This window comes from Sphingobium sp. L-44 (assembly GCF_056859495.1).
Window position 1 is genome coordinate 89,091 of record NZ_JBSXOQ010000121.1, and the last position, 23,774, is coordinate 112,864.

General features: G+C 65.9%; 20 protein-coding genes and 3 tRNA genes. 13 read left to right on the forward strand and 10 right to left on the reverse strand.

The annotated features are described in order from the left end of the window. Positions 1-38 precede the first annotated feature (38 nt). On the forward strand, positions 39-242 hold the full coding sequence (locus AC13EK_RS22795) for a hypothetical protein (RefSeq protein WP_069337557.1): 204 nt from the start codon (positions 39-41) through the stop codon (positions 240-242). Here the strand turns inward: AC13EK_RS22795 and AC13EK_RS22800 are convergent. After that, positions 239-724, reverse strand: a complete 486-nt coding sequence (locus tag AC13EK_RS22800; RefSeq protein WP_004211443.1) for an Lrp/AsnC family transcriptional regulator — start codon at positions 722-724, stop codon at positions 239-241. The genes AC13EK_RS22795 and AC13EK_RS22800 overlap by 4 nt on opposite strands. A 98-nt stretch (positions 725-822) precedes the next feature. On the opposite strand from AC13EK_RS22800, the gene putA reads away from it, so the two are divergent. Continuing rightward, positions 823-4,431 carry a trifunctional transcriptional regulator/proline dehydrogenase/L-glutamate gamma-semialdehyde dehydrogenase gene (gene putA, locus AC13EK_RS22805; protein ID WP_277788546.1) on the forward strand — a complete coding sequence of 1,203 codons (3,609 nt, stop codon included), beginning with the start codon at positions 823-825 and terminating at the stop codon, positions 4,429-4,431. Between the two features lie 58 nt (positions 4,432-4,489). Here putA and AC13EK_RS22810 read toward each other — a convergent pair whose 3' ends face one another. Then, positions 4,490-4,918 carry an organic hydroperoxide resistance protein gene (locus AC13EK_RS22810; protein ID WP_069337555.1) on the reverse strand — a complete coding sequence of 143 codons (429 nt, stop codon included), beginning with the start codon at positions 4,916-4,918 and terminating at the stop codon, positions 4,490-4,492. A 128-nt stretch (positions 4,919-5,046) separates the two neighbouring features. Here AC13EK_RS22810 and AC13EK_RS22815 point away from each other — a divergent pair, with 128 nt between their 5' ends. Further along, positions 5,047-5,496, forward strand: coding sequence for a MarR family winged helix-turn-helix transcriptional regulator (locus tag AC13EK_RS22815; RefSeq protein WP_069337554.1), 450 nt, complete (start codon positions 5,047-5,049; stop codon positions 5,494-5,496). Positions 5,497-5,505: 9 nt separating this feature from the next. Here the strand turns inward: AC13EK_RS22815 and AC13EK_RS22820 are convergent, their stop codons facing one another. Next, the gene (locus AC13EK_RS22820; protein WP_069337553.1) at positions 5,506-6,189 is read right to left on the reverse strand and encodes a DUF6624 domain-containing protein; all 684 of its coding nucleotides are present in this window, start codon (positions 6,187-6,189) and stop codon (positions 5,506-5,508) included. A 3-nt stretch (positions 6,190-6,192) separates the two neighbouring features. Next, entirely contained in the window at positions 6,193-7,806 is a 1,614-nt protein-coding gene (locus AC13EK_RS22825) for an FAD-dependent oxidoreductase (RefSeq protein WP_069337552.1), read from the reverse strand. 205 nt (positions 7,807-8,011) lie between these two features. On the opposite strand from AC13EK_RS22825, the gene AC13EK_RS22830 reads away from it, so the two are divergent. The 3 genes from AC13EK_RS22830 to AC13EK_RS22840 are packed head-to-tail and all read left to right on the forward strand — an operon-like array spanning position 8,012 to position 14,092. Beyond that, positions 8,012-11,425 (forward strand): response regulator, encoded by a 3,414-nt coding sequence (locus AC13EK_RS22830; protein ID WP_277788547.1) that lies wholly within the window; start codon positions 8,012-8,014, stop codon positions 11,423-11,425. Further along, positions 11,410-12,285, forward strand: coding sequence for a CheR family methyltransferase (locus AC13EK_RS22835; protein WP_048937350.1), 876 nt, complete (start codon positions 11,410-11,412; stop codon positions 12,283-12,285). The genes AC13EK_RS22830 and AC13EK_RS22835 overlap by 16 nt, the downstream gene beginning before the upstream one ends. Next, positions 12,275-14,092: a response regulator gene (locus tag AC13EK_RS22840; RefSeq protein ID WP_069337550.1), complete on the forward strand. Its 1,818-nt coding sequence runs from the start codon at positions 12,275-12,277 to the stop codon at positions 14,090-14,092. The genes AC13EK_RS22835 and AC13EK_RS22840 overlap by 11 nt, the downstream gene beginning before the upstream one ends. A gap of 171 nt (positions 14,093-14,263) precedes the next feature. On the opposite strand, the gene AC13EK_RS22845 is transcribed toward AC13EK_RS22840, so the two are convergent. Further along, positions 14,264-14,340 (reverse strand) — tRNA-Pro (locus tag AC13EK_RS22845). Positions 14,341-14,444: 104 nt separating this feature from the next. Further along, positions 14,445-14,720, reverse strand: coding sequence for a JAB domain-containing protein (locus AC13EK_RS22850; protein ID WP_483022396.1), 276 nt, complete (start codon positions 14,718-14,720; stop codon positions 14,445-14,447). A gap of 204 nt (positions 14,721-14,924) precedes the next feature. On the opposite strand from AC13EK_RS22850, the gene thyA reads away from it, so the two are divergent. The 4 genes from thyA (at position 14,925) to AC13EK_RS22870 (ending at position 19,721) form a co-directional block, all read left to right on the forward strand. Further along, on the forward strand, positions 14,925-15,860 hold the full coding sequence (thyA, locus tag AC13EK_RS22855) for a thymidylate synthase (protein ID WP_069335793.1): 936 nt from the start codon (positions 14,925-14,927) through the stop codon (positions 15,858-15,860). A 117-nt stretch (positions 15,861-15,977) separates the two neighbouring features. Beyond that, positions 15,978-17,273: a 3-methyl-2-oxobutanoate dehydrogenase (2-methylpropanoyl-transferring) subunit alpha gene (locus AC13EK_RS22860; RefSeq protein ID WP_069335794.1), complete on the forward strand. Its 1,296-nt coding sequence runs from the start codon at positions 15,978-15,980 to the stop codon at positions 17,271-17,273. A 53-nt stretch (positions 17,274-17,326) separates the two neighbouring features. After that, positions 17,327-18,331, forward strand: coding sequence for an alpha-ketoacid dehydrogenase subunit beta (locus tag AC13EK_RS22865; RefSeq protein WP_069335795.1), 1,005 nt, complete (start codon positions 17,327-17,329; stop codon positions 18,329-18,331). 94 nt (positions 18,332-18,425) lie between these two features. Then, a complete protein-coding gene (locus tag AC13EK_RS22870) occupies positions 18,426-19,721 on the forward strand; it encodes a dihydrolipoamide acetyltransferase family protein (RefSeq protein ID WP_277788548.1) in 1,296 nt (431 codons plus the stop codon). Positions 19,722-19,769: 48 nt separating this feature from the next. Here the strand turns inward: AC13EK_RS22870 and AC13EK_RS22875 are convergent, their stop codons facing one another. After that, on the reverse strand, positions 19,770-20,240 hold the full coding sequence (locus AC13EK_RS22875) for a hypothetical protein (RefSeq protein ID WP_069335833.1): 471 nt from the start codon (positions 20,238-20,240) through the stop codon (positions 19,770-19,772). 165 nt (positions 20,241-20,405) lie between these two features. Here AC13EK_RS22875 and AC13EK_RS22880 point away from each other — a divergent pair, with 165 nt between their 5' ends. The 3 genes from AC13EK_RS22880 to AC13EK_RS22890 all read left to right on the forward strand — a co-directional run bounded on the left by AC13EK_RS22880 (position 20,406) and on the right by AC13EK_RS22890 (position 21,835). Continuing rightward, a complete protein-coding gene (locus AC13EK_RS22880) occupies positions 20,406-21,560 on the forward strand; it encodes an AI-2E family transporter (RefSeq protein ID WP_069335834.1) in 1,155 nt (384 codons plus the stop codon). Positions 21,561-21,601: 41 nt separating this feature from the next. Then, positions 21,602-21,678 (forward strand) — tRNA-Asp (locus AC13EK_RS22885). Positions 21,679-21,758: 80 nt separating this feature from the next. Next, positions 21,759-21,835: transfer RNA gene (locus tag AC13EK_RS22890), tRNA-Asp, on the forward strand. A 103-nt stretch (positions 21,836-21,938) separates the two neighbouring features. On the opposite strand, the gene aqpZ is transcribed toward AC13EK_RS22890, so the two are convergent. From aqpZ to AC13EK_RS22905, 3 genes are all read right to left on the reverse strand, one after another. Continuing rightward, the gene (gene aqpZ / locus AC13EK_RS22895) at positions 21,939-22,670 is read right to left on the reverse strand and encodes an aquaporin Z (protein WP_069335835.1); all 732 of its coding nucleotides are present in this window, start codon (positions 22,668-22,670) and stop codon (positions 21,939-21,941) included. A gap of 256 nt (positions 22,671-22,926) precedes the next feature. Further along, on the reverse strand, positions 22,927-23,169 hold the full coding sequence (locus AC13EK_RS22900) for a DUF2842 domain-containing protein (protein ID WP_010337236.1): 243 nt from the start codon (positions 23,167-23,169) through the stop codon (positions 22,927-22,929). Positions 23,170-23,174: 5 nt separating this feature from the next. Then, the gene (locus tag AC13EK_RS22905) at positions 23,175-23,756 is read right to left on the reverse strand and encodes a 5-formyltetrahydrofolate cyclo-ligase (RefSeq protein WP_069335836.1); all 582 of its coding nucleotides are present in this window, start codon (positions 23,754-23,756) and stop codon (positions 23,175-23,177) included. Positions 23,757-23,774 lie beyond the last annotated feature (18 nt).

The following is a 23,774-nucleotide window of genomic DNA, read 5'->3' on the forward strand; positions in this document are numbered from 1 at the left end:
CGTAAAATCCGCTACGTCTCCCGCGAAAGGGATGACGGGTGATCGAAAAAGCGCCGAGGAAATATCGTCTGCAGGACTATGCCAATGCAGAGGCTGACGTCGCGTTTCGCAGCGATCAGGATGTGCTCGACATCTGGCGTTCGACCACCGACTATCAGCGCCTGACCCCGCATCAGAAGGCGGCGCGGGCCGAGCTTCAGCGGCGCGGCATCCGGGTGGAAGGGCCTTCGGTCCCGCGTTAACGGCGCGGCCGCTTGCTGCCGGATTCCAGCACCGTCTCCATCGCCACGAAGGTCGATGTGCTGGCGACGTGGGGCAGGGCGGAAATCTTCTCGCCCAGCACCATGCGATAGCGGCGAATATCGGACGTGCGGACCTTGAGCAGATAGTCGAAATTGCTCGCCAGCATATGGCATTCCTCGACCTCCGGGATGCGCCTTACCGCCGCATTGAACTCGCGCAGCGCGCTCTCTCGCGTGTCGCTCAGCTTCACCTCGGTAAAGGCGACATGGTCCATCCCCAGCTTGGCCGGATCGACGATCGCGCGAAAGCCGCGAATGACGCCACTCTCCTGCAACCGCTTCAACCGCACCTGGCAGGGCGTCTTGGACAGGCCAACGCTGGCGGCCAGATCGGTCACGGTCATGCGGCCATCCTCGACCAGCGCGGCGATGATACGCCGGTCGAACTCATCCATTTCGACCATGGCGGGCTTGTTGCTCATGCAATTTGCCTATCATGCTGCCATTAATAAGTCACTTTGGCATTCATCGGGGCATTCATAAGACGGAATGAGATGCGCCAATCGGATATTCTGGTCGCATGACCGACCAGCATCCCTTTGCCGCCTTCGCCCCCGCCATCCGCGACCAGTCGCCGCTGCGCCAGGCGATCACCGCCGCCTATCGTCGGGACGAGGCTGAATGCCTTGCCCCGCTGCTCGACGCGGCGACGCTGCCCGACGCCACCCGCGCCGCCGTGGCGGACACGGCGCGCCATCTGGTCACCACCCTGCGCGCCAATCACAAGGGCACCGGGGTCGAGGGGCTGGTCCAGGAATATTCGCTCTCCAGTCAGGAGGGCGTGGCGCTGATGTGCCTCGCCGAAGCACTGCTGCGCATCCCGGATAATGACACGCGCGACGCCCTCATTCGCGACAAGATCGCCGATGGCGACTGGAGTTCGCATCTGGGCGGCGGCAAGTCTTTGTTCGTCAACGCTGCGACCTGGGGCCTGGTCGTCACCGGCAAGTTGGTCGGCAGCGTCGATGATCGCGGCCTGGCGGCCGCGCTCGCCCGTCTGGTCGCCCGCGCCGGCGAGCCGGTGATCCGGCGCGGCGTCGACCTTGCCATGCGGATGATGGGCGAACAGTTCGTCACCGGCGAGACGATCAAGGAAGCGGTCAAGCGCGCCAAGGAACTGGAGGCCAAGGGCTTCGCCTATAGCTATGACATGCTGGGCGAGGCGGCGACCACCGCCGCCGACGCCGCGCGCTATTATGCCGATTATGAAAAGGCGATCCACGCCATCGGCAAGGCGTCGGCCGGGCGCGGCATCTATGCCGGCCCCGGCATCTCGATCAAGCTGTCGGCGCTCCATCCGCGCTATGTCCGCGCGCAGGCCGACCGGGTGATGGGCGAATTGCTGCCGGCGGTGAAGCAACTCGCGCTGCTGTCGAAGCGCTACGACATCGGCCTCAACATCGACGCGGAGGAGGCCGACCGGCTCGAACTCTCGCTCGACCTGCTCGAAAGCCTGGCGCTCGATCCGGACCTTGCCGGCTGGGATGGCCTGGGCTTCGTCGTCCAGGGCTATGGCAAGCGCTGCCCCTTCGTCATCGACTGGATCATCGACCTTGCCCGCCGCGCCGATCGCCGGATGATGGTGCGTCTGGTCAAGGGCGCCTATTGGGATGCGGAGATCAAGCGCGCGCAGGTCGATGGCCTCGCCGATTTCCCGGTCTATACCCGCAAGGTCCATACCGACGTCGCCTATGTCGCTTGCGCCAGGAAGCTGCTGGCCGCGCCCGACGCCGTCTTCCCGCAATTCGCGACGCATAATGCCCAGACGCTCGCCACCATCTACCAGATGGCCGGGCCGGATTTCGCGATCGGCAAATATGAGTTTCAGTGCCTGCACGGCATGGGCGAGCCGCTCTATGAACAGGTCGTCGGCAAGGACAGACTGGACCGGCCGTGCCGCATCTATGCGCCGGTCGGCACGCATGAGACCTTGCTCGCCTATCTGGTCCGCCGTCTGCTGGAAAATGGCGCGAACAGCAGCTTCGTCAACCGCATCGCCGATCCCGATGTCTCGATCGAGGAGATGATCGCCGACCCGGTCGAGATCGTCCGCGCCATGCCGCATCCCGGCGCCCGGCACGACCAGATCGCCGCGCCCGCCGGCCTCTATCCCGATCGCCGAAATTCCGATGGCATCGACCTCAGCGATGAAGGCGCGCTAGCTAAGCTGACACAGGCGCTGCAGCACAGCGCCACCATCGCCTGGACCGCCGCGCCCGAGGGCGGGGAAGGGGAAGCCCGCCCGGTCTGCAACCCCGCCGACCATCGCGACATTGTCGGCACCGTCTGGGAAGCGAGCGCGGATCACGCCCGTGCCGCCGTGATCCGCGCCGCCAACGCCTGCTGGCCCAACACGGCCGTCGCCGATCGTGCCGTCCTGCTGGAGCGGGCGGCCGACGCGATGCAGGACCGGATGTCGGTGCTGCTGGGCCTCATCATGCGCGAAGCGGGCAAGTCGCTGCCCAACGCCATCGCCGAAGTGCGCGAGGCGATCGACTTCCTGCGCTATTATGCGGCGCAGGCACGCGGCACCTTCGGCCCGGATCAGGCGCCGCTGGGGCCGATTGTCTGCATCAGCCCGTGGAACTTCCCGCTCGCCATCTTCACCGGACAGGTCGCGGCGGCACTGGTCGCCGGCAATCCGGTGCTGGCCAAGCCCGCCGAGGAAACCCCGCTGATCGCGGCCGAAGCCGTGCGCCTGCTGCATGAAGCCGGCGTGCCCGGCGATGCGCTGCAACTGCTGCCCGGCGACGGCCGGATCGGCGCCGCGCTGGTCGCTGCGCCGGAAACGGCAGGCGTCATGTTCACCGGCTCGACCGAGGTCGCCCGGCTGATCCAGCGCCAGCTCGCCACCCGCCTCTCGCCCGCGGGCAAGCCGATCCCGCTGATCGCCGAAACCGGCGGCCAGAATGCGATGATCGTCGACAGTTCGGCGCTGGCGGAACAGGTGGTGGCCGACGTCATCGCCTCCGCCTTCGACAGCGCTGGCCAGCGCTGCTCGGCGCTGCGCATATTGTGCCTGCAGGAGGATGTCGCCGATCGCACCCTCACCATGCTGAAGGGGGCGCTCAGGGAATTGCGCATCGGCCGTACCGATCGGCTGGCGGTCGACACCGGCCCGGTCATCACGGCCGAGGCGAAGGCGGGCATCGAACAGCATATCGCCGCGATGCGCGCGCTCGGCCGCAAGGTCGAGCAGCAGGAACTGCCCGAAGAGGCGGCGCACGGCACCTTCGTGGCGCCGACCATCATCGAACTGGACAGCATCGCGGACCTCAGCCGCGAAATATTCGGCCCTGTGCTGCACGTCATCCGCTTCCGCCGCGAGCGGATGGATGCGCTGGTCGATGCGATCAACGCCACCGGCTATGGCCTGACCTTCGGCCTGCACACTCGTCTCGACGAGACGGTGGCGCGCGTCACCGCGCGGGTGAAGGCCGGCAATATCTATGTGAACCGCAACGTCATCGGCGCGATCGTCGGGGTTCAGCCGTTCGGCGGGCGCGGCCTGTCGGGCACCGGACCCAAGGCGGGCGGGCCGCTCTATCTCGGCCGCCTGACCCGCACCGCGCCGGTCTTTGCCGAGCGGGTCGGCTATCTCGCTTCGCCGATCCATGATTTCGTCAGCTGGCTGGAAGCGCAGGACGATCATGAGGCGGCGGCGGTCGCGCGCCATTATGGCGATGCGTCGGCGCTGGGTGTCGAACTGGCGCTGCCCGGCCCGGTCGGCGAGAGCAACCTCTATGCGCTGCATCCGCGCGGCTTGCTGTTGCTGCGTCCGGGCACGCGGCGCGGCCTGCTCGCGCAGATGGCCGCCGTGCTGGCGACCGGCAATCGCGCCGTGATCGAGGGCGCTCCGCTGCCGCAGGGCCTGCCCGCCAGCGTCGCCGCTCATTTCCTCGCCCAGCCGGACGCGCCTTTCGCCGCGATGCTGGTGGAGGGGGATGCCGACCAGATCCTCGCCGCAACCCAGGCGGTGGCCGAACTGGATGGGCCGATCGTCACCGTCCACGCAGCCGCGCCCGGCGACGAGCGCGCCTGGCATCTCGACTGGCTGCTGGAGGAGGTGTCGACCTCCATCAACACGACCGCCGCGGGCGGCAATGCCAGCCTGATGATGATCGGCTGATGATGAAAAGGGCGGCCTGCACGGGCCGCCCTTTTTCTTTGTGGCAGGTCGCCGCGCGTCAGGCGACGCTCAGGCGCACGTCGATATTGCCGCGCGTGGCGTGCGAATAGGGGCAGATCGTATCCGCTTCGGCGACCAGCGCCTTGGCAGCAGCCTTGTCGACGCCCGGCAGGCTGATCTCCAGCGCGACGTCCAGGCCAAAGCCCTTGCCGCTGCGCGGGCCGATGCCGACCGTGGCGGTGACGCTGGCGTCGGCGGGCACGCGGGGCAGGTCCTTGTCCTGGCTGGCGGCGAACTTCATCGCGCCCAGGAAGCAGGCGGCATAGCCCGACGCGAACAGCTGTTCGGGATTATTGCCCTGGCCATTGCCGCCCAGTTCCTTGGGCGTGCCTAGCGTCACCGCGAAGCTGCCATCGGTGGTTGCGGCCTTGCCGTCGCGGCCGCCGGTTGCGGTGGCGCTGGTGGAATAGAGGATCTTGCTGCTCATCGGTCGGTCCTTTTGTTTAATCATCTGCGATTGAATCGCGTGCGATCTATATGTGTCAGTCGATGCGAGTCGTCAACCCTTGCGATCATATCGCGTGCGATTTATATTTCGGGGCAAGGAGTATCGCCATGACCAGCCCAGATACCGCGCGCGGCGCGCTCGACGATTTTCTCTGCTTCGGCGTCTATTCGACCGGGCTGGCCTTCAACCGGCTCTACAAGCCGCTGCTCGATCGCTACGGCCTCACCTATCCCCAATATCTGGTGATGGTGGCGCTGGCCCGGCGCGACGACCAGACGGTCGGCGAACTGGGGGCGCAGCTCTTCCTCGAATCCAACACGCTGACCCCGCTGATCAAGCGGCTGGAGGCGGCGGGCCTCGTCACCCGCCAGCGTGACACCGCCGATGAACGTGTGGTGCGGGTGCGCCTGACGCAGCAGGGCCAGTCCACGGCACAGGACGTCTCGACCTGCGTCCCCGCCGAACTGATGGAGGCCGTCGGCATCTCGATCGAGGAAATCGCTGCGCTCAACCAGTCGCTGGTAACGCTGCGGGAGAAGCTGCAGCGCGCGGCCTGACCGGGCGCGCTATGCCCTCGGGCACTGGGCGTTATCGAACATCGCCAGATATTGCTCGATGGTCTGTGACATGCCGATCGCCTGGCGGCGCGAATTCACCGTATCGGGTGTTTCCAGGTCGGTCGGCTGCCATCGGCCGTCGACACAATTGACCTGGGTGCCATAGCGCTGCGGCTTCTTGTCGAATGTCATCGCCACCCGGTCATAGAGCATCGCATAGGCTTGGCCCTCGGCCTCGCCATCCGGCAGCAAGGCCTCCATCCGGTTCAGCGTCCCGCGCATCAGCGCCGGATCTTCGACGGCATGCTGGACGATCAGGAAGGCGGCGCGGGCCGCTTCCTTGCCGTAGACGCTGATCCGGAACCATCCTTCGTCCGGGATCAACGTCTTGAGCCGTTCCTGATTCAGCCTGTCATGGCGACTGATCTCGGCCAATATGGCTCCGCGCCATACCGGTTGCTGGTCGGCGGGCACCGATGACCAGTCCAGTTTCATCATGGTGATGCGACCGACCTGATCCAGCGTGCCCAGCCGGATGATCTTCTCGGCATCGTCCTTCGCCGGTGGCAATGCGGCCTGCCGCGCCTCCTCCTGGCGATAGGCATCGGTCACCTGCTGGCGCATGGCGTCCATCGTCGGGGCAGGGGCCATGGCGCCGGTGGCGGCCTGCAGGAAAAGAAGCGCTGCCTTCATGCTTCACCCATTCACATGACTCCAGATGCGCGAGATCACGACCGACCCTTCGCCCACGGCAGAGGCGACGCGCTTCACCGATCCGGCGCGCACGTCGCCGACCGCGAAGATGCCGGCGCGTGAGGTTTCATAGGGGGAGGGGGCCTCGACCGCATCGCCGGTCAGCACGAACCCCTTGTCGTCGAGCGCCACCAGTCCCGACAGCCAGCCGGTATTAGGCGCCGCGCCGACCATGATGAACAGGGCGCAGCAGGCGATCTCGCGCGCGCTGCCATCGGCCTGGCGGATGGTCACAGCGTCGAGCTGCACATCGCCATGCAGACTGTCAATTTCGGTGTCATAATGGATGCTGATCGCCGGGTCGGCCTCCAGCCGGCTGGACAGGTAACTGGACATCGACAAGGCGAGCGAAGGCCCGCGCACCAGCAGATGGACATGGCGCGCGCTGCGGCTGAGGAACATCGCCGCCTGGCCGGCGCTGTTGCCGCCACCGACCACCACGGCTTCGGCCTGGCGGCAATAGCGCGCCTCATTCTCGGTCGCGGCATAATAGATGCCGGCACCCTCCAGATCGGCGAGCCGCGCGATCGGCAGGCGGCGATATTCCACGCCGGTCGCGACCAGCACCGCGCGGGCGCAGATGCGCTGGCCATTGTCGAAGACCCCGCAATAATGGCGGTCGCCGGTTTCCTCCAGCGCCGTCACCCGACGCGGCATCAGGAAGCGGGTGCCGAACTTCATCGCCTGCACCTCGCCGCGCCAGACGAGGTCGGCGCCCGAAATGCCGGTGGGAAAGCCCATATAATTTTCGATCCGGCTCGACGTGCCGGCCTGGCCGCCGATCGCGATATCCTCCACCACCAGCGCGTTCAGCCCTTCGGCCCCGGCATAGACGGCGGCCGCCACGCCAGCCGGCCCGCCGCCCACGATCAGCAGGTCGACCGTCTCATTCTCGGTAAAGCCGCGGTCGAGGCCGAACAGCTTGGCGACCTTCTCGGGCGTGGGATCGGCAACGACATTGTCGCGACCGAAGATCACGGCGGGCTGGTCCGCCTGCGCCCCGCAACTGGCAGCGACCCGCCGGGCGTCGTCGCTGCCCAGTGCGTGGGATGTGTAGGGCAGGCGGTTGCGGCTGGCGAATTCGGCGATGCAGCGCACCGCCCGGTCCTCATCCTCGCCGATCAGCACCAGGGTGCTGTCGCCCATGTCGAGCTGTCGCCGGCGTCGCGCCGCCAGCACGGTGATGATGATGTCCGACATTTCCGGGATCGCCGCCATCAGCCGTAGCATCGCCGGGCGCGGCACTTCCAGCACGCGGGTGTCGCGCACCGCACGCATCGGGATCGACCAGCTGCCGCCGCCCAGGAAGGAAATCTCGCCCATGAACTGGGTCGGGCCGATGGTGGAGGGGACATGCCGTTCCTCGCCGAACGGATTGACCACCTCGATCTCGCCATCCTCGACATAGATGAAGCGGTCGACCGGGTCGCCGGGCCGGACGATGTAGGTGCCGGCGGGATAAATGGCCTCGCTGCCTTCGGCCCGCAGCGCCGCGACATGCTCGGCCGTCAGCGGCACACGCTGCATCTCCCGCAGATCGCGTCCGATCGTTTCCATCGCCGGCCTCCCGCCACTCCGTGTCGCGCGATGATGGCAATGGCGCAGCCTGTGCGCAATGGTCGCGGGCGCTCGGGATGCGATCTGGCGCATCAATAGGTTGATCTCGATCAGCCTTGGCGCTCCGGCGCAAGGTGGCGCTTGCTTTCGTGCGGAAATGCCCCTTAGTCGGCACCTCCGTCACGGCAACGACAACAGGATGATAATGGGCAAGGCGAAATTTGGCTCCGTCAGCGGGCGCACGGATGCATGGGCGGCGCTGGGCCTGTTCCTTGGGATTGCCTTCTTCCTGGTAAGCGGCGCCGTCGCCTATCTCAATATCCAGGGCCTGGGCGAGAGCGACCGGGCGATCCGCCATACCCATAATGTGCTGATCGCGCTCGATGAGCTGCTTTCGACCGCGCAGGATGCCGAGACTGGCCAGCGCGGCTATCTGCTGACGAGCGACCGCGGCTATCTGGAGCCCTATGAGAATGCGGTGGCGACCATGCCCGGCCGGCTCGATGCGCTGGCCAGGCTGACCCGCGACAACCCGACCCAGCAGAATAATCTCGCCCGCCTGCGGCGTCATGTCGATGCCAAGTTTGCCGAACTCAGGGAAACGATCGAGGCGCGGCGCAACCAGAGCATCATCCAGGCACTGACGATCGTCACCACCGGCCGCGGCAAGCAGGAAATGGACGCCGTCCGGGCCCAGCTCGACACGATGGCGCGTGAGGAATTGCGACTGCGGGAAATCCGCCTCGCCGACATGGCATCGGCCTCGCAGACCGCGATCATGTCGGGCCTCGTCACCGGCCTTCTGGGCGTGGTGCTGACCATCGCCGTCTATCTGCTGGTACGCCGCAACAGCAAGGCGCGCGCGCGCCAGGCCTGGTTGCAGGCGGGGCATCTGGGGCTGGCCGACGCCATGCGTGGCGACCAGAGCGTCGAGCAACTGGGGGAGGCGATCCTCGCCTTCCTCGCGCGCTATCTCGGCTTCCAGGGCGGGGCGCTGTTCAAGGGGGAGGAAGGCCAGTTCAACCGCGTCGCGACGCTGGGCGTGCCGGCCGACGCCGACATGCCGCAGCGCTTCGTCGCCAAGGAAGGGCTGCTCGGCCAGGTCGCGGCTGAAGGGCGGGCGCAGCTGCTGCATGACGTGCCCGATCATTATCTGACGATCGGCTCGGCCTTTGGCCGCGATCGTCCCCGCCATCTGCTGATCGTGCCGACCGTGACCGACGGCGTCGTCAATGCGGTGCTGGAGCTGGGCGCCTTCGATCCGGTCGACGACCGCGTGCTCGAACTGCTGGAGGAAGCGAGCGCCGGCATGGGCATCGCACTGCGCTCGGCCCGTTTCCGCGCCCGGTTGCAGGACGCGCTGGAGGAAACCCAGCGCCAGGCAGAGGAATTGCAGGCCCAGGGCGAGGAACTGCGCGCCAATAATGACGAGCTGGAAACCCAGAGCCGCCAGCTTCAGGACTCCGCCTCCCGCCTGGAGGCGCAGCAGAGCGAGCTGGAACAGACCAATGTCCAGCTGGAGGAGCAGGCCCGCCACATGCAGGCGCAGCGCGACGATCTCGCCCGTGCCCAGCTGTCGCTCCAGCAACAGGCCGCCGAGCTGGATCAGGCCAGCCGCTACAAGTCCGAATTCCTCGCCAATATGAGCCATGAGCTGCGCACGCCGCTCAACTCGCTGCTCATCATGGCACGCCTGCTGGCGGAAAATCGTGCCGGCAATCTCAGCGCCGATCAGGTGCGTCATGCCGAGACGATCGAGACGTCGGGCAATGACCTGCTGACCCTGATCAACGACATTCTCGACATTTCCAAGATCGAGGCGGGCAAGCTGGAATTGCAGCCGCGTTCGGTGCGGATCGCGCCGATGCTGGACAAGCTGCAGGCGATCTTCGCGCCTTCGGCCCAGGCCAAGGGCCTGTCCTTCCGCCTCGCCGCCGGCGCCGATCCGGTCGAGATCGAAACCGATCCGCAGCGCGTCGAGCAGGTGCTGAAGAATTTCCTGTCCAATGCGATCAAGTTCACCGATCGGGGCGAGGTCGCGCTGACCGTCGGCCGGCATGCGGATGGCCGGGTCGCCTTCACCGTGCAGGACAGTGGCGTCGGTATTGCGGAAGCGCAGCAGAAGCTGATCTTCGAACCCTTCCGCCAGGCCGATGGCACGATCAGCCGCAAATATGGCGGCACCGGCCTTGGCCTATCCATCTCGCGCGAACTGGCGCGGCTGCTGGGCGGCGAACTGCGCGTCGAAAGCCAGCCGGGTGAGGGCAGTGCCTTCTCGCTGCTGCTGCCCGATCGCTTCGATCCCGCGCTCAGTCATCTGCCTTCGATCAGCCTGGCCGAAGCGCCGCGGCCCCAGCCGGTGGCGCCCGCGCGCCAGCGTGTCGCCAGCCTGGTCGATACCCAGGATGATCGCGAAACCCTGTCCGGGGATTCGCGCCTGATCCTGATCGTGGAGGATGATCCGGTCTTCGCCCGAATCCTGTGCGACATCGCGCATGAACAGGGCTTCCAGTGCCTGATCGCCGGCACCGCCGACGAAGGCGCGCTGATGGCTCGGCAATATCTGCCCCATGCCGTCATCCTCGACATGAACCTGCCCGACCATACCGGCCTGTCGGTGCTCGACCGGATCAAGCGCGACATGCGCACCCGCCACATCCCGGTCCATGTCGTGTCGGTCGATGATGACAGCCAGGCGGCGCTGGCCAGCGGCGCGATCGGCTATCTGTTCAAGCCGGTGAAGCGCGATGCGCTGATCGACATGCTCGAAGGGCTGGAGGCGCGCATGGCTCAGCGCATGCGCCGGGTTCTGGTGGTCGAGGATGACGCCCAGCAGGCCGAGAGCATCAAGCTGCTGCTCGCCTCGCGTGAGGTCGAGACGCTGGAGGCCCATTCGGCCGCCCAATGTTTCGAGATGCTGGGCCGCGAGACCTTCGACTGCATGGTGCTCGATCTCAACCTGCCCGATGCGTCCGGTTTCGATCTGCTCGAACGGTTGAGCGCAGACGACAGCGTCGGCTTCCCGCCAGTCATCGTCTACACCGGCCGCGACCTTGGCGCGGAGGAGGAACTGCGCCTGCGCCGCTATTCCAAGTCGATCATCGTCAAGGGCGCCAAATCGCCCGAACGGCTGCTCGATGAAGTGACGCTGTTCCTGCATCAGGTGGTGTCGGAACTGCCCGAACCCCAGCAGCAGTTGATCGCCCGTTCGCTCAGCCGCGACGAGGCGCTGGAAGGCAAAAATATTCTGGTTGTCGAGGATGATATACGGAACGTTTATGCTCTCACGAGCATTTTCGAACCCCATGGGGTTCATGTCCGTATCGCACGCAATGGCCGCGAGGCGCTTGTCGCGCTCGAAGAGGCTGCGCGCGCCGATGCGCCCAAGGTCGATCTCGTGCTGATGGACGTGATGATGCCCGAAATGGACGGGCTGACCGCGATGCGCGAAATCCGCAAGCAGGGCTGGGGCGTGGGCCTGCCGATCATCGCGCTCACGGCCAAGGCGATGGCGCAGGACCAGCAGGAATGTCTGGCGGCCGGTGCCAACGACTATCTCGCCAAGCCGCTCGACGTCGACAAGTTGCTCAGCCTGGTGCGTGTATGGATGCCGCGCTGATGGAAGAACATTTCGGGCCGCGGGACGAGCTGGAGCTCGACCTGCTGCTCGAAGCGATCTTCCGCCATTATCATTACGACTTTCGCGGCTATTCGCGCGGATCGCTGCATCGCCGGCTGGCCCGTGCCCAGCATCAGCATGGCTGCGACAGCCTGTCCCAGCTTCAGCATCTGCTGCTGCGCGATCCCGCCGTATTCGCCGACCTGATGGGCTTCCTCACCATTCAGGTGAGCGAGATGTTCCGTGATCCCGCCTATTTCCGGGCATTGCGCGAGCAGGTCGTGCCGCATCTCAAGACCTATCCCTCGCTCAAGGTATGGATCGCCGGATGCGCCAATGGCGAGGAATTCTACTCGCTCGCGATCCTGTTCCGCGAGGAAGGGCTGGAGGATCGCACGATCTTCTACTGCACCGACATCAGCCCGGCCGCGCTCGAAAAGGCGGAGGCGGGCATCTACGCGATCGATCGTCTGCCGCAATTCAGCGAAAATCATCGGCTCGCGGGCGGGAAGGCCTCGCTGTCCGATTATTATACTGCCGCCTATGGCGCTGCCGTCTTCGACAAGACGCTGCGTCGCCGTGCGGTCTTTGCACAACATAATCTGGCGAGCGACCAGGTCTTCGGGGAGGTACAGCTGGTGTCCAGCCGTAATGTGCTCATCTATTTCGATCGCGAATTGCAGGACCGCGCGCTCGGCCTGTTCGGGGAATCGCTGGTCCGCGGCGGCTTCCTGGGGCTGGGCTCGAAGGAAACGTTGCGCTTCTCGCGCTATTCCGATGGCTTTGCCGATTTCGACGAGGGCGAGAAAATCTATCGCCGCAACCTGCAGGATCTGAAGGCGCTCGACCATGCAGCCTGAGCCCACCAAGATCCTGGCGGTCGACGATGTCGAGGAAAATCTGACCGCGCTCGAAGCGCTGCTGGCGGACGAGGGCGTGACCCTCATCAAGGCGCGATCGGGCATGCAGGCGCTCGAACTGCTGCTGGTGGAGGATGTCGCGCTGGCGCTGCTCGACGTGCAGATGCCGGGCATGGACGGGTTTGAGCTGGCCGAACTGATGCGCGGCACGGAACGGACCCGGCGTGTGCCGATCATCTTCCTGACCGCCGTGGCGACCGACGAGCGGCGCCAGTTTCGCGGCTATGAAAGCGGTGCGATCGACTATCTGTTCAAGCCGGTCGACCCCCATATCCTGCGGCACAAGGTCGCCTTGTTCGTCGAGCTGTTCCAGCAGCGGCAGGAACTGGCGCGGGAACGTGACAGCCATGCCGCGGCGCTGGCCCGCATCCAGGCCCATGGCGACAACAGCCCGTTGGCGATCGTGGAAATCGACGCGCAGCGCCATGTCGTCGCCTGGTCCAAGGGGGCGGAACGACTGTTCGGCTGGCGTGCGGCAGAAGTGGCGGGTTTTGGTGCGTCCGAACTCAAATGGCTGGACGACAGCCAGCGCGGCGACTTTGCCGGCCTGATGGACGAGATGATCGCCGGCACCGTGCCGCGCACCAACCGCCTGTTGCGCTTCCACACGGCCGAGGGACTGACCCTCGATTGCGAATGCTATTGCTCGGCGCTGCGCGATGCCGCTGGCCGGCTCTTCTCGATCAGCCTGCAGATCCTCGACGTGACCGAACGCAAGCGGGCGGAGGCGACGCAGAAGCTGCTGATCGGTGAGCTTAATCACCGGGTGAAGAACACGCTGGCGTCGGTCCAGGCGATCGCCACTCAGACCTTGCGCCATTCGTCGGGCCCGTCCGATTTCGCCCCGACCTTCATCGGTCGCATCCATGCGCTGGCCAGCGCCCATTCGCTGCTGAGCGGCGAAACCTGGCAGGCCGCGCGGCTGGGCGATCTGATCGAGGGGCAGGTGACGATCGGCGCGATCGACGGAGAACGCTTCCATTGGAACGGGCCGGAGGTCGACCTGCGGCCCGAACCGGCGCTGCACCTGGCGCTGGTGCTGCACGAACTGGTGACCAACGCCCATAAATATGGTGCGCTGTCGGTGCCGACAGGCCGTGTCGAGCTGGAATGGCGCCTGACCAATGACCAGTTGGTTCTGGATTGGCGCGAACGGGGCGGTCCGGCGGTCGAACCGCCCAGCCGTCGCGGCTTCGGCACCGCGCTGATCGAACGCAGCCTGCGTTCCGACGGTGGCAGTGCCCAGCCCCATTATGGTGCCGAGGGCATGGCATGGACGCTGACGCTGCCCTATGCCTCCAGCCCGCGCCTGCGCAAGAAGGCGCGTCCGGCGCCCCGCGAACAGGGCGCGAGCGCCAGTGGCAGTGACGGCAAGGCGCATCTGGATGGCCGCCGGCTGCTGCTGATCGAGGATGAGCCGCTGGTCGCCTTCGAGCTGGCCGCGACGCTGGAGGATGCGGGCGGCCATATCGTCGGGCAGGCTGCGACCGTGGCCGATGCGCTGGCCCTGATCGATCAGGCGGAGTGCGACCTGGTGCTGCTTGACGGCAATCTCCAGGGTGAGGGGGTGGAGCAGGTTGCGCGTGTCCTGGCGGACCGGGCCATACCCTTCCTGTTCGTCAGCGGCTATGGGCGCGATCATCTGCCCGAGGCGTTCGATGCGGTGCCGGTGATCGAAAAGCCATTCAAGGTCGCCGACTTGATCGACGCGATTGCCAAATTGGCGGTGCCGGCAACCGAGAAGTAATAGGCTCTTGAAGTCAGGACAGGGGGCGTACCGAACCGGGTTCGTTATGCCCTCGGTCGGTCCGCGGTCCAAAGGGCATGCAAGGAAACAGAACGCAAAAACCCCGGACTTCCGATGGAAGTCCGGGGTTTTTCTGCTTATCGTTCCGAACCGAAGTCCGGGCGAATAAGTTGGTCGGGGAAAGAGGATTCGAACCTCCGGCCCCTGCCTCCCGAAGACAGTGCTCTACCAGGCTGAGCTATTCCCCGACCGGTGCCGAAGCCGCTTTTGGGGCGGCCCCGTAAGGCAGGAGTGCGCCTATAGAGAGGGGTTTGAGGGCTGGCAAGCCACCTGATGCGCTTTTTTGAAAATTCTACAAAAGACCCGCATCGCGGAAGCTGAAACAGCCGTTCGGCGTGTCGATCCGATGATCGGCCAGGTGGATGTCGAGCGCCCGCAGCCGGCGGTGCAGGCTGCGGGTCAGGGCGATGTCGACCGGCTGCGGTGCCGCCGTGCCGCGCCGCTGGTGCAGGATGACCCGGCGGGCATCGCTGGCCAGCAGATGAGCCACCAGGCAGGGCCAGTTGCCATCGGGGTGCAGCCGGTCACGCGGCTGGCCCTCCTCGTCGAGAATCGCCAATGTCAGCATCGCACCCCCTGGGCACGCAGCCTGTCAGCAATGAGCGGGGAGTGGAGACGCGGAATGATCCGTGGTGGCGGCACGGGGCGGGCCGGGCGGGCAGTCGTATCCGTTATGGCGCGACCTTTGGTCGGGACAGCGGGGCAGGGGGGATGCTACATGGACGGGACGTCCAGATTCATTCCCATCCCAGGATCATCGACCTTGCACGCCATGTCGCCGCAGCCGCCCCATTATGAAGAGCAATATCTCGACCTGATGCGCCATATCTGGCGCCATGGCGACGAGCGGATCGACCGAACCGGTGTCGGCACCCGGTCGATCCTGGGCGCGACCCTGCGATTCTCGCTGGCGGACGACGCGGTGCCGCTGCTCACCACCAAGCGGGTCTATTGGAAGGTTGCCGCGCGCGAGATGCTGTGGTTCCTGACCGGCGACACCAATATCCGCGAGTTGGTGAAGCAGAATGTCCATATCTGGACCGACTGGCCGCTCGACAGCTACCGCAAGGCGACCGGCGAGGATATCGACCGCGACGCGTTCGAGGCGCGAATCATCGAGGATGAGGCCTTTGCCCGGCAATGGGGCGATCTTGGTCCGGTCTATGGCGCCCAATGGGTGAACTGGCCGCGCTACGAGCCGGCCGGCGACGGCCTGTTCCGCCGGGCGGCGCAGGGGCACAACCAGATCGCAGCACTGGTCGAGGCGATTCGCACCAACCCCGGTTCGCGCCGCCTGCTCTTCACCGGCTGGAATGTCGCGGAGGTGGCACAGATGGCCTTGCCGCCCTGCCACATGACCTATCAGTTCCAGGTGTCGGACGGCCGCCTCAACGGCCTGCTCTTCCAGCGCAGCTGCGACCTGGGATTGGGCTTTGCCTTCAACATCTTCGGCCTGTCGATGATCACCCGGATGCTGGCCCAGCAATGCGATCTGGAACCGGGCGAGGTGGTCTGGCAGGGCGGCGACGTCCATCTCTACCTCAACCATGCCGATCTGGTGGAGGAGCAGATCAGCCGCACCCCGGCTGGCGCGCCGAAGCTGCGGATCAATCGCCGGCCTTCGAGCATTTTCGACTACAGGATCGAGGATTTCGAGGTGCAGGATTATGCGCCGCAGGCCCATATTTCCGCGCCCGTTGCCGTCTGAGGTGACAGCGAAGGCGACAGGCGAAAAGGAATTGGGTCAGTAAGGCTTGCCTTGCGCGGCGTTGAAATATAATAATTGCGACAAGCAATATTATTGCAACGCACAATAGGAGGCAGGATGACCGATTCGATCGAATCCGGCGCTGTGACGGACGGGCAGGGACGCAACCTGCCGCCGCTGCAGCTGCATGTGCCCGAGCCGCCCGCGCGGCCCGGTGAAAGCGCGGACTTCACCCATTTCGACATTCCCGCGGCCGACGCGGCACCGCGCCCGGACGAGGCGACCCATCCTTCGCAGATGCGTGACTTCGCCTATGGGCTGGTCCGCGTGCTGGACGAGGATGGTCATGCGGTCGGCGCCTGGGATCCCAAGCTGCCGGCCGACACGCTGCTGCGGATGCTGCGCTACATGGCGCTGACCCGCGCTTTCGACGGCCGCATGTTCCGCGCCCAGCGCCAGGGCAAGACCAGCTTCTACATGAAGTCGACCGGCGAGGAGGCGGTGTCGATCGGCGCCGCGCTCGCCTTGTCTCGCGACGACATGTGCTTCCCCTCCTATCGCCAGCAGGGCATACTGATCGCGCGGGACTGGTCCATCGTCGACATGATGAACCAGATCTACTCGAACAAGGGCGACCGGATGAAGGGGCGCCAGCTGCCGATCATGTATTCGGCGCGCGAGGCCGGCTTCTTCTCCATCTCCGGCAACCTCACCACCCAATATCCCCAGGCCGTGGGCTGGGCGATGGCGAGCGCGGCCAAGGGCGACACCCGCATCGCCGCCACCTGGTGCGGCGAGGGCTCGACCGCGGAGGGCGACTTCCATTCGGCCTGCACCTTCGCCAGCGTCTATCGCGCGCCCGTCATCATGAATGTGGTGAACAACCAGTGGGCGATCAGCAGCTTCTCTGGCTTTGCCGGGGCGGAGGCGACCACCTTCGCCGCGCGCGCGATCGGCTATGGCATTGCCGGGCTGCGCGTCGACGGCAATGACGTGCTGGCCGTCTATGCCGCCACCCGCTGGGCCGCCGACCGCGCCCGCGCCAATGGCGGTCCGACCCTGATCGAGCATTTCACCTATCGCGTCGAAGGGCATAGCACGTCCGACGATCCGACCGCCTATCGCTCGGCCGAGGAAAGCAGCAAATGGCCGCTCGGCGATCCGATCGCGCGGCTGAAACAGCATTGCATCACGCTGGGCATCTGGGACGAGGAACGCCACGCCGCGATGGACCAGGAACTGGCCGAGATGGTCCGCGACGCCGCGCGCGAGGCCGAAAAGAACGGCATATTGGGCCATGGCCTCCACCATCCGATGGAAAGCATGTTCCAGGACGTGTTCGAGGACATGCCCTGGCACCTGAAAGAACAGCAGCAGCAGATGCTCGACGAATGGAAGGCGGCAGGGCTGTGAACGACATGCGCATGGAAACGGTCGCCGCCGGCGGCCCGAACGAACCCGTCCAGATGAACATGATCCAGGCGATCAACAGCGCGCTGGACGTGATGATGGGCCGCGACCCCGATGTCGTGGTGATGGGCGAGGATGTCGGCTATTTCGGCGGCGTGTTCCGCGCCACCGCCGGCCTCCAGCAGAAATATGGCAAGAACCGCGTGTTCGACACGCCGATCACCGAATGCGGCATCATCGGCGTTGCGGTCGGCATGGGCGCCTATGGCCTGCGGCCGGTGCCCGAAATCCAGTTCGCCGACTATATCTACCCCGCGCTCGACCAGTTGGTGAGCGAGGCGGCACGGCTGCGCTATCGTTCGGCCGGCGAGTTCATCTCGCCGATGACGGTGCGCTCGCCCTTTGGCGGCGGCATCTTCGGCGGCCAGACCCACAGCCAGAGCCCGGAAGGCATCTTCACCCATGTGTCCGGGGTTAAGACGGTGATCCCGTCCACCCCCTATGACGCCAAGGGTCTGTTGATCGCGGCGATAGAGGATAATGACCCGGTCATCTTCTTCGAGCCCAAGCGCATCTATAACGGCCCGTTCGACGGTCATTATGACACGCCGGCCAAGAGCTGGGCGGGCCATGCAGATGCCCAGGTGCCGCAGGGCTATTATCGCATCGACCTCGGCAAGGCGCGCATCGCCCGGTCCGGCGAGGCGCTGACCATCCTCTGCTATGGGACGATGGTCCATGTGGTCGAAAATACCGTGGCAAAGCTGGGCATCGATGCCGAGATCGTCGATCTGCGCAGCCTGGTGCCGCTCGACATCGACACGATCGAGGCGTCGGTCAGGAAGACCGGCCGCTGCCTGATCGTACATGAAGCGACGCGGACCAGCGGCTTTGGTGCCGAACTGTCGGCGCTGGTGCAGGAACGCTGCTTCTACCATCTCGAAGCGCCGATCGAGCGCGTCACCGGCTTCGACACGCCCTATCCGCACAGTCTGGAATGGGCCTATTTCCCCGGCCCCGTGCGCATCCGCGAAGCCATCAACAAGATCATGAAGGACTGAGGGCTATGGTCGTTACACCTCCCTGTTCCGTTCGTGCCATGCACGACATTTGCCGGATCATTCCTACGCCCCTGCACGAAGGGGGGAGGATGTAATGGCGCTGTTCACATTCAAGCTGCCGGACATCGGCGAAGGCATTGCGCAGGCGGAGATTGTCGGCTGGCACGTCCAGGTCGGCGACCGGGTCGAGGAAGACCAGCCGATCGCCGACATGATGACCGACAAGGCGACGGTCGAGATGGAAAGCCCGGTCGCGGGCACCGTCGTCCGCCTGGCGGGTGAGCCGGGCGATCAGGTGTCGATCGGATCGATGCTGGTGGAGATCGAGACGGAAGGCGAAGGGGCGGTAGCAGCGCCCGCGCCGTTGGTCGAAACGGTCGAGGCCTCCATTGATACTCCCCTCCCTTCCAGGGAGGGGCCGGGGGTGGGTGGCGAGCAAAGCGAGCTGCCTGCCGTTGAGCCAGAAGCACCGGCTTCGCCGGTACCCACCCCTAACCCCTCCCTGGAAGGGAGGGGGGCTGATGCTGCCGCGCCCATCCTCGCGTCTCCTGCCGTCCGCGCACGCGCCAGGGAACTGGGCATCGACCTCGCCCTGGTGAAGCCCAATGGCGACTATATCCGCCACGCCGATCTCGACGCCTATCTTCTCTATGGTGCGGGGCAGGGCTATCGCCCGGCTGGCCGCACGGCACCGCGCGCCGACGAGCAGGTGAAGGTCATCGGCATGCGCCGCCGCATTGCCGAGAATATGGCCGCGTCCAAGCGTCACATCCCGCACTTCACCTATGTCGAGGAAATCGACGTCACCGCGCTGGAGGAGGCGCGGGCACAGCTCAATGCCCATCGCGGCGATCGGCCCAAGCTCACCATGTTGCCGCTGCTGATCGTGGCGATCTGCAGGACGCTGCCCGACTTCCCCATGCTCAACGCCCGTTATGATGACGAAGCGGGCGTGGTGACGCGCCATGGCGCCGTCCATCTTGGCATGGCGACGCAGACCGACGCGGGGCTGATGGTGCCGGTGATCCGCGACGCGCAGGACAGGAATGTCTGGCAGCTGGCGACCGAGATCCGTCGCCTCGCCGACGCCGCGCGCAGCGGCAAGGCGACATCGGCCGAACTGTCGGGCTCCACCCTGACCCTGACCTCGCTGGGGCCGCTCGGCGGTATCGCCACCACCCCGGTCATCAACCGGCCCGAAGTGGCGATCATCGGCCCCAACCGCGTGATCGAGCGGCCGATGTTCCGGGGTAAGGAGATCGTCGCGGCAAAGCTGATGAACCTGTCGATCAGTTGCGACCATCGCGTCGTCGACGGATGGGACGCGGCCAGCTTCGTCCAGGCCGTGCGCAAGCTGCTGGAAACGCCGGTCCTGCTGTTCGAGGGCTGATGAATGCACGGGACCGAGACGGCCAACGTCGCCCCGGTCCCGCCTGCGTCAGCGCACCTGCGCCCGATAGGTCAGCCGCCCCGATTGTCCCGGTGCCACGCTGTCGGGCAGGCGCCAGCGTATATGGGTGACATCTTCGGCTGTGGCGCGGCGGACACCGCCCAGCGGCGTCGGCAGCCATAGTTGCTCCAGTCGGCCCCAATGGGCGCCGCCATCGACCGATGCCTGCATGGTGGGATCGGTCAGGTCGAGCAGCGTGCCGCGCGGCACCTGGCGAACCACGGTCAGCCCATGGGCCGTTCGGCTGCCTTCATGGCGCCAGTCGACCACGACGATCAACTGGTCGCCCGACATGGCGCGTTCGGCATTGGCGACGGTGCGGCGCGGGCGGCCATTAATGTCGGTCTGCACCCGTTCGACGAAGGTCCGGCTGTCGAGCCGCATGTCCTGCGCCCCGGCCTGCCAGGATGCGGTCATGCCTGCGATCAGGCCCAGTCCCGCGATCAACCCTCTTGCCATGCGATATCCCCCTTATCGAATGTCCGCATCTCCTACCGCCAGTCTCCCCAATATTTGGTTAAGTCCCTGTTTGCCGTCTTCCTGATGCGATTCGCCGATGTCATTTGACCGGCCGCAGCGCCGGGTGCAGAGCGGCAGGGCTGCTGCACAGGGGACGGATCGGGCGTGACCACCAACGAGGAACTGGAAGTCAATCGGCGGCGCGACCGTTTGCTGGCGTCGATCGCTTTGTCCTCGGGTGTCGGCCTGTTGCTGGCCTTGCCCTTCGCCCTGCGCGCGGGCGCCGAGTTCTTCCTGCCGCTGACCGCCGCGCTGGTGATCGCGATCGCGCTGGTGCCGCTGCTCGAATGGCTGGAGCGGCGCGGGCTGCCCTCGGGCCTGTCGGCGCTGCTGGCAGTCGTCGCCTTCCTCAGTGTCGCCAACACCGCGCTGGTGCTGATCGTGGTGCCGGCGACCGACTGGTTCCGCATCCTGCCCCAGCGCCTGCCCAAGATTCAGGCGACGCTGGCGCCGCTCATCGATTTTTATTCGCAGGCTCAGCGATTCGTCGACGAAACCGTCCAGATGCTGGTCGCGGGGCCGGCATCGGTCGCGCACCGGGCAGCGGTGGAAACGCCCGGATCGCTGCTGCAGTTCGCGGCCGCCTCCGCCCCGTCGGCGATCATCCAGATGGTGTTCGCGCTGCTCATCATCTATTTCTTCCTGGCCGGCTGGACCCGGCTGCGCCGTCGCACGATCAACAGCCGGGGCAGTTTCGACGGTGCCATGGCGGTCGCGCGGGTGATCCAGAATGTGGTCGACGCGACCTCCGCCTATGTGATGACGATCGCCACCATCAACCTGTGCTTGGGGCTCGCCGTGGCGCTGGCGCTCTGGTTGATCGGCATGCCCTCGCCCTGGATGTGGGGCGGCATCGTCGCCTTGCTCAACTTCATTCCCTATTTCGGACCGATGCTCGCGGCGCTGTTGCTGGCGCTGGGCGGCCTCATGGTGTTCGACGATGTCTGGACGGCGCTGCTGCCCGCCTTTCTCCAGATTGGCTTCCATCTGGTGGAGGCCAATGTCATCACGCCCACCATCCTTGGCCGTCGCCTGACGATGAACCCGCTGCTGATTCTCGTCTCGCTGACCTTCTGGGGCTGGGTCTGGGGCACGCCTGGCGCGCTGCTCGGCGTGCCGTTGCTCATCATCGTGCAGACCGTGGTGGCCGCCGCCGGCACGCCCGACATTGCCGGTTTCCTGTTCGAACAGGGGACGCTGACGGTCAGCCGTCGCAAAGAAAATGCAACAAGTGAAGAAACTGATGGCGAGGACGGTTGACAGCTTGGCCGGACCCGCATAGACGGCCGCCCACACCGAACGCGGGTGTAGCTCAGTTGGTTAGAGCGCCGGCCTGTCACGCCGGAGGTCGCGGGTTCGAGCCCCGTCACTCGCGCCACTTTCCCTGACCGGAAAGTCGGAAGGTAAACAGATTTGCATCATCTGGTGACCATGGGTCACGATAGGATGCCGCCCTGCGCGGGTGTAGCTCAGTTGGTTAGAGCGCCGGCCTGTCACGCCGGAGGTCGCGGGTTCGAGCCCCGTCACTCGCGCCACTTCATTCTCGAAGTGATCCGATCGCCAGGCGATCCTTTTTTCCCTCACATCGATACAGGCCAGCGGGCCGACACCAACGGCATCGGCCCGTGACGATTCGTCTCAGAGATGCTCGCCCGTCACGTGCGGCGGCAGCGGTTCGTTGGCGAGCCAGCGATAGACGCCGCCGGCGGCCAGCGCACCGATGATCGGCGCCACCCAGAACAGCCAGAGCTGATGCAGCGCCAACCCGCCGACCAGCAGGGCAGGACCGGTGCTGCGCGCCGGATTGACCGATGTGTTGGTGACCGGGATGCTGATCAGGTGGATCAGCGTCAGCGCCAGGCCGATCGCGATCGGGGCAAAGCCCGCCGGCGCGCGGCTGTCGGTCGCACCCAGGATCACGCTCAGGAAGCCAAAGGTCAGCACCACCTCGATCGCCAGCCCTGATTCGAGCGTGTAGCCGCCCGGCGAATGCAGGCCATAGCCATTGACCGCCAGGCCATTGGGCGCCAGCTCATAGCCCGGCTGGCCGCTGGCGATGAACAGCAGCAGGGCGGCTGCGATCACCGCGCCCACCAGTTGCACGACGATATAGGGGGCGATGTCGCGGGCCGGAAAGCGGCCGCCGGCCCACAGGCCGATCGTCACCGCCGGGTTGAGGTGGCAGCCCGAAATATGGCCGATCGAAAAGGCCATGGTCAGCACCGTGAGGCCGAAGGCCAGGGCCACGCCCAGCAGGCCGATGCCGACATCGGGAAAGGCCGCCGCCAGCACGGCGCTGCCGCACCCGCCGAACACCAGCCAGAATGTGCCGAAACATTCGGCAAACAATCGCTTGCTCAATGGAACCATCAACGCCTCCTGTTGCACTGTGCGCCTGCCACCGGACATGGTTTGAGACCGGTGCGGGGTGGCGCCGCCCGGAGAATGCAGGATGATCGAAGGGAGCGGTCCGCGGCATGGGCGGCCGATGCTGGTGACTGGCGCATGGACATGCCGTTGCCCCCGTTTCCGGCGAGCCGCCGGCATCGCGCATGGCCGCGATGCGTCCGCTATGGTCGCCTAACGCTCAGGGATAAGGCGAAACACCATGGGCTGGGCATCGGGATTAACCCTGACGCCAGCGCCCCGTTTCCATCCAGGCAAGCAGCCGCCGCAGCGGCAGGATCCAGATCCAGATCAGGCCCAGGAAAATATAGACCGGCACCTGGCCCCACATCGGCAACTGGCCGATCAGCGGCGACAGGCTGCCGACCAGCACGGCCCAGCCCAGGATCAGCCCCAGGATCGCGAACATGCCGGCCGGCTTGCGCCAGCTGGGCTGATGATAATGGCGCGGGTCGATGCTCATCGGGGTCAGGCTGCCTCGATCACGGCGGTTTCGGTCAGGATCATGTCGAGCGGCAGATCCCATGGGTCGGCCGGCACATCATCCAGTTCCTGCGCCGACCAGGCAAGGCCGACGCGCAAGGCATCGGGATGGCGGGCAAAGGCGCGGTCATAATAGCCGCCGCCCTGGCCAAGGCGGTTCATCCGCTGGTCGAAACCCAGCAGCGGCGCGATGATGACATCCGGCACCACCGCACCGCCCGACGGCTCGGGGTGGCTGGTGCCGAACAGGCCGGGGAACAACTGGTCCTCCGGCCGCCACAGCAGGAAATCCATGCTGCCGAGGCGATCGAGCACGCGCGGCAGCGCCACCTGCTTGCCCATCACGCCCAGTTGCGGGGCCAGCCGCTGCGCCGGCGCCTCGTCATCCAGCGCCATGTAGAGCGCGATTACCTGCGCGTCGGCGATGCGCTGGGCGAGCGGGGAGGGGATGGCCTTGAACGCCAGCCTGTGGGTCAGCGCGTCGAGCGAGGCGACGAAGTTGCGCCGCCGCTGCCGGGCGATCGCGCGCAGGGTCGACTTGTCGGCGGCATCACTGTCGTCGGGCATGGGGTGCCTTTGCTGGGA

Bases quoted from the DNA above. Each gene is read 5' to 3' on its own strand.
- AC13EK_RS22870 (WP_277788548.1), top strand. From the start codon at position 18,426: ATGGCGCTGTTCACATTCAAGCTGCCGGACATCGGCGAAGGCATTGCG.
- putA (WP_277788546.1), top strand. From the start codon at position 823: ATGACCGACCAGCATCCCTTTGCCGCCTTCGCCCCCGCCATCCGCGAC.
- AC13EK_RS22875 (WP_069335833.1), bottom strand. From the start codon at position 20,240: ATGGCAAGAGGGTTGATCGCGGGACTGGGCCTGATCGCAGGCATGACC.
- AC13EK_RS22810 (WP_069337555.1), bottom strand. From the start codon at position 4,918: ATGAGCAGCAAGATCCTCTATTCCACCAGCGCCACCGCAACCGGCGGC.
- AC13EK_RS22865 (WP_069335795.1), top strand. From the start codon at position 17,327: ATGAACATGATCCAGGCGATCAACAGCGCGCTGGACGTGATGATGGGC.
- AC13EK_RS22850 (WP_483022396.1), bottom strand. From the start codon at position 14,720: ATGCTGACATTGGCGATTCTCGACGAGGAGGGCCAGCCGCGTGACCGG.
- aqpZ (WP_069335835.1), bottom strand. From the start codon at position 22,670: ATGGTTCCATTGAGCAAGCGATTGTTTGCCGAATGTTTCGGCACATTC.
- AC13EK_RS22840 (WP_069337550.1), top strand. From the start codon at position 12,275: ATGCAGCCTGAGCCCACCAAGATCCTGGCGGTCGACGATGTCGAGGAA.
- AC13EK_RS22835 (WP_048937350.1), top strand. From the start codon at position 11,410: ATGGATGCCGCGCTGATGGAAGAACATTTCGGGCCGCGGGACGAGCTG.
- AC13EK_RS22830 (WP_277788547.1), top strand. From the start codon at position 8,012: ATGGGCAAGGCGAAATTTGGCTCCGTCAGCGGGCGCACGGATGCATGG.
- AC13EK_RS22820 (WP_069337553.1), bottom strand. From the start codon at position 6,189: ATGAAGGCAGCGCTTCTTTTCCTGCAGGCCGCCACCGGCGCCATGGCC.
- AC13EK_RS22860 (WP_069335794.1), top strand. From the start codon at position 15,978: ATGACCGATTCGATCGAATCCGGCGCTGTGACGGACGGGCAGGGACGC.
- thyA (WP_069335793.1), top strand. From the start codon at position 14,925: ATGTCGCCGCAGCCGCCCCATTATGAAGAGCAATATCTCGACCTGATG.
- AC13EK_RS22905 (WP_069335836.1), bottom strand. From the start codon at position 23,756: ATGCCCGACGACAGTGATGCCGCCGACAAGTCGACCCTGCGCGCGATC.
- AC13EK_RS22815 (WP_069337554.1), top strand. From the start codon at position 5,047: ATGACCAGCCCAGATACCGCGCGCGGCGCGCTCGACGATTTTCTCTGC.
- AC13EK_RS22900 (WP_010337236.1), bottom strand. From the start codon at position 23,169: ATGAGCATCGACCCGCGCCATTATCATCAGCCCAGCTGGCGCAAGCCG.
- AC13EK_RS22800 (WP_004211443.1), bottom strand. From the start codon at position 724: ATGAGCAACAAGCCCGCCATGGTCGAAATGGATGAGTTCGACCGGCGT.
- AC13EK_RS22825 (WP_069337552.1), bottom strand. From the start codon at position 7,806: ATGGAAACGATCGGACGCGATCTGCGGGAGATGCAGCGTGTGCCGCTG.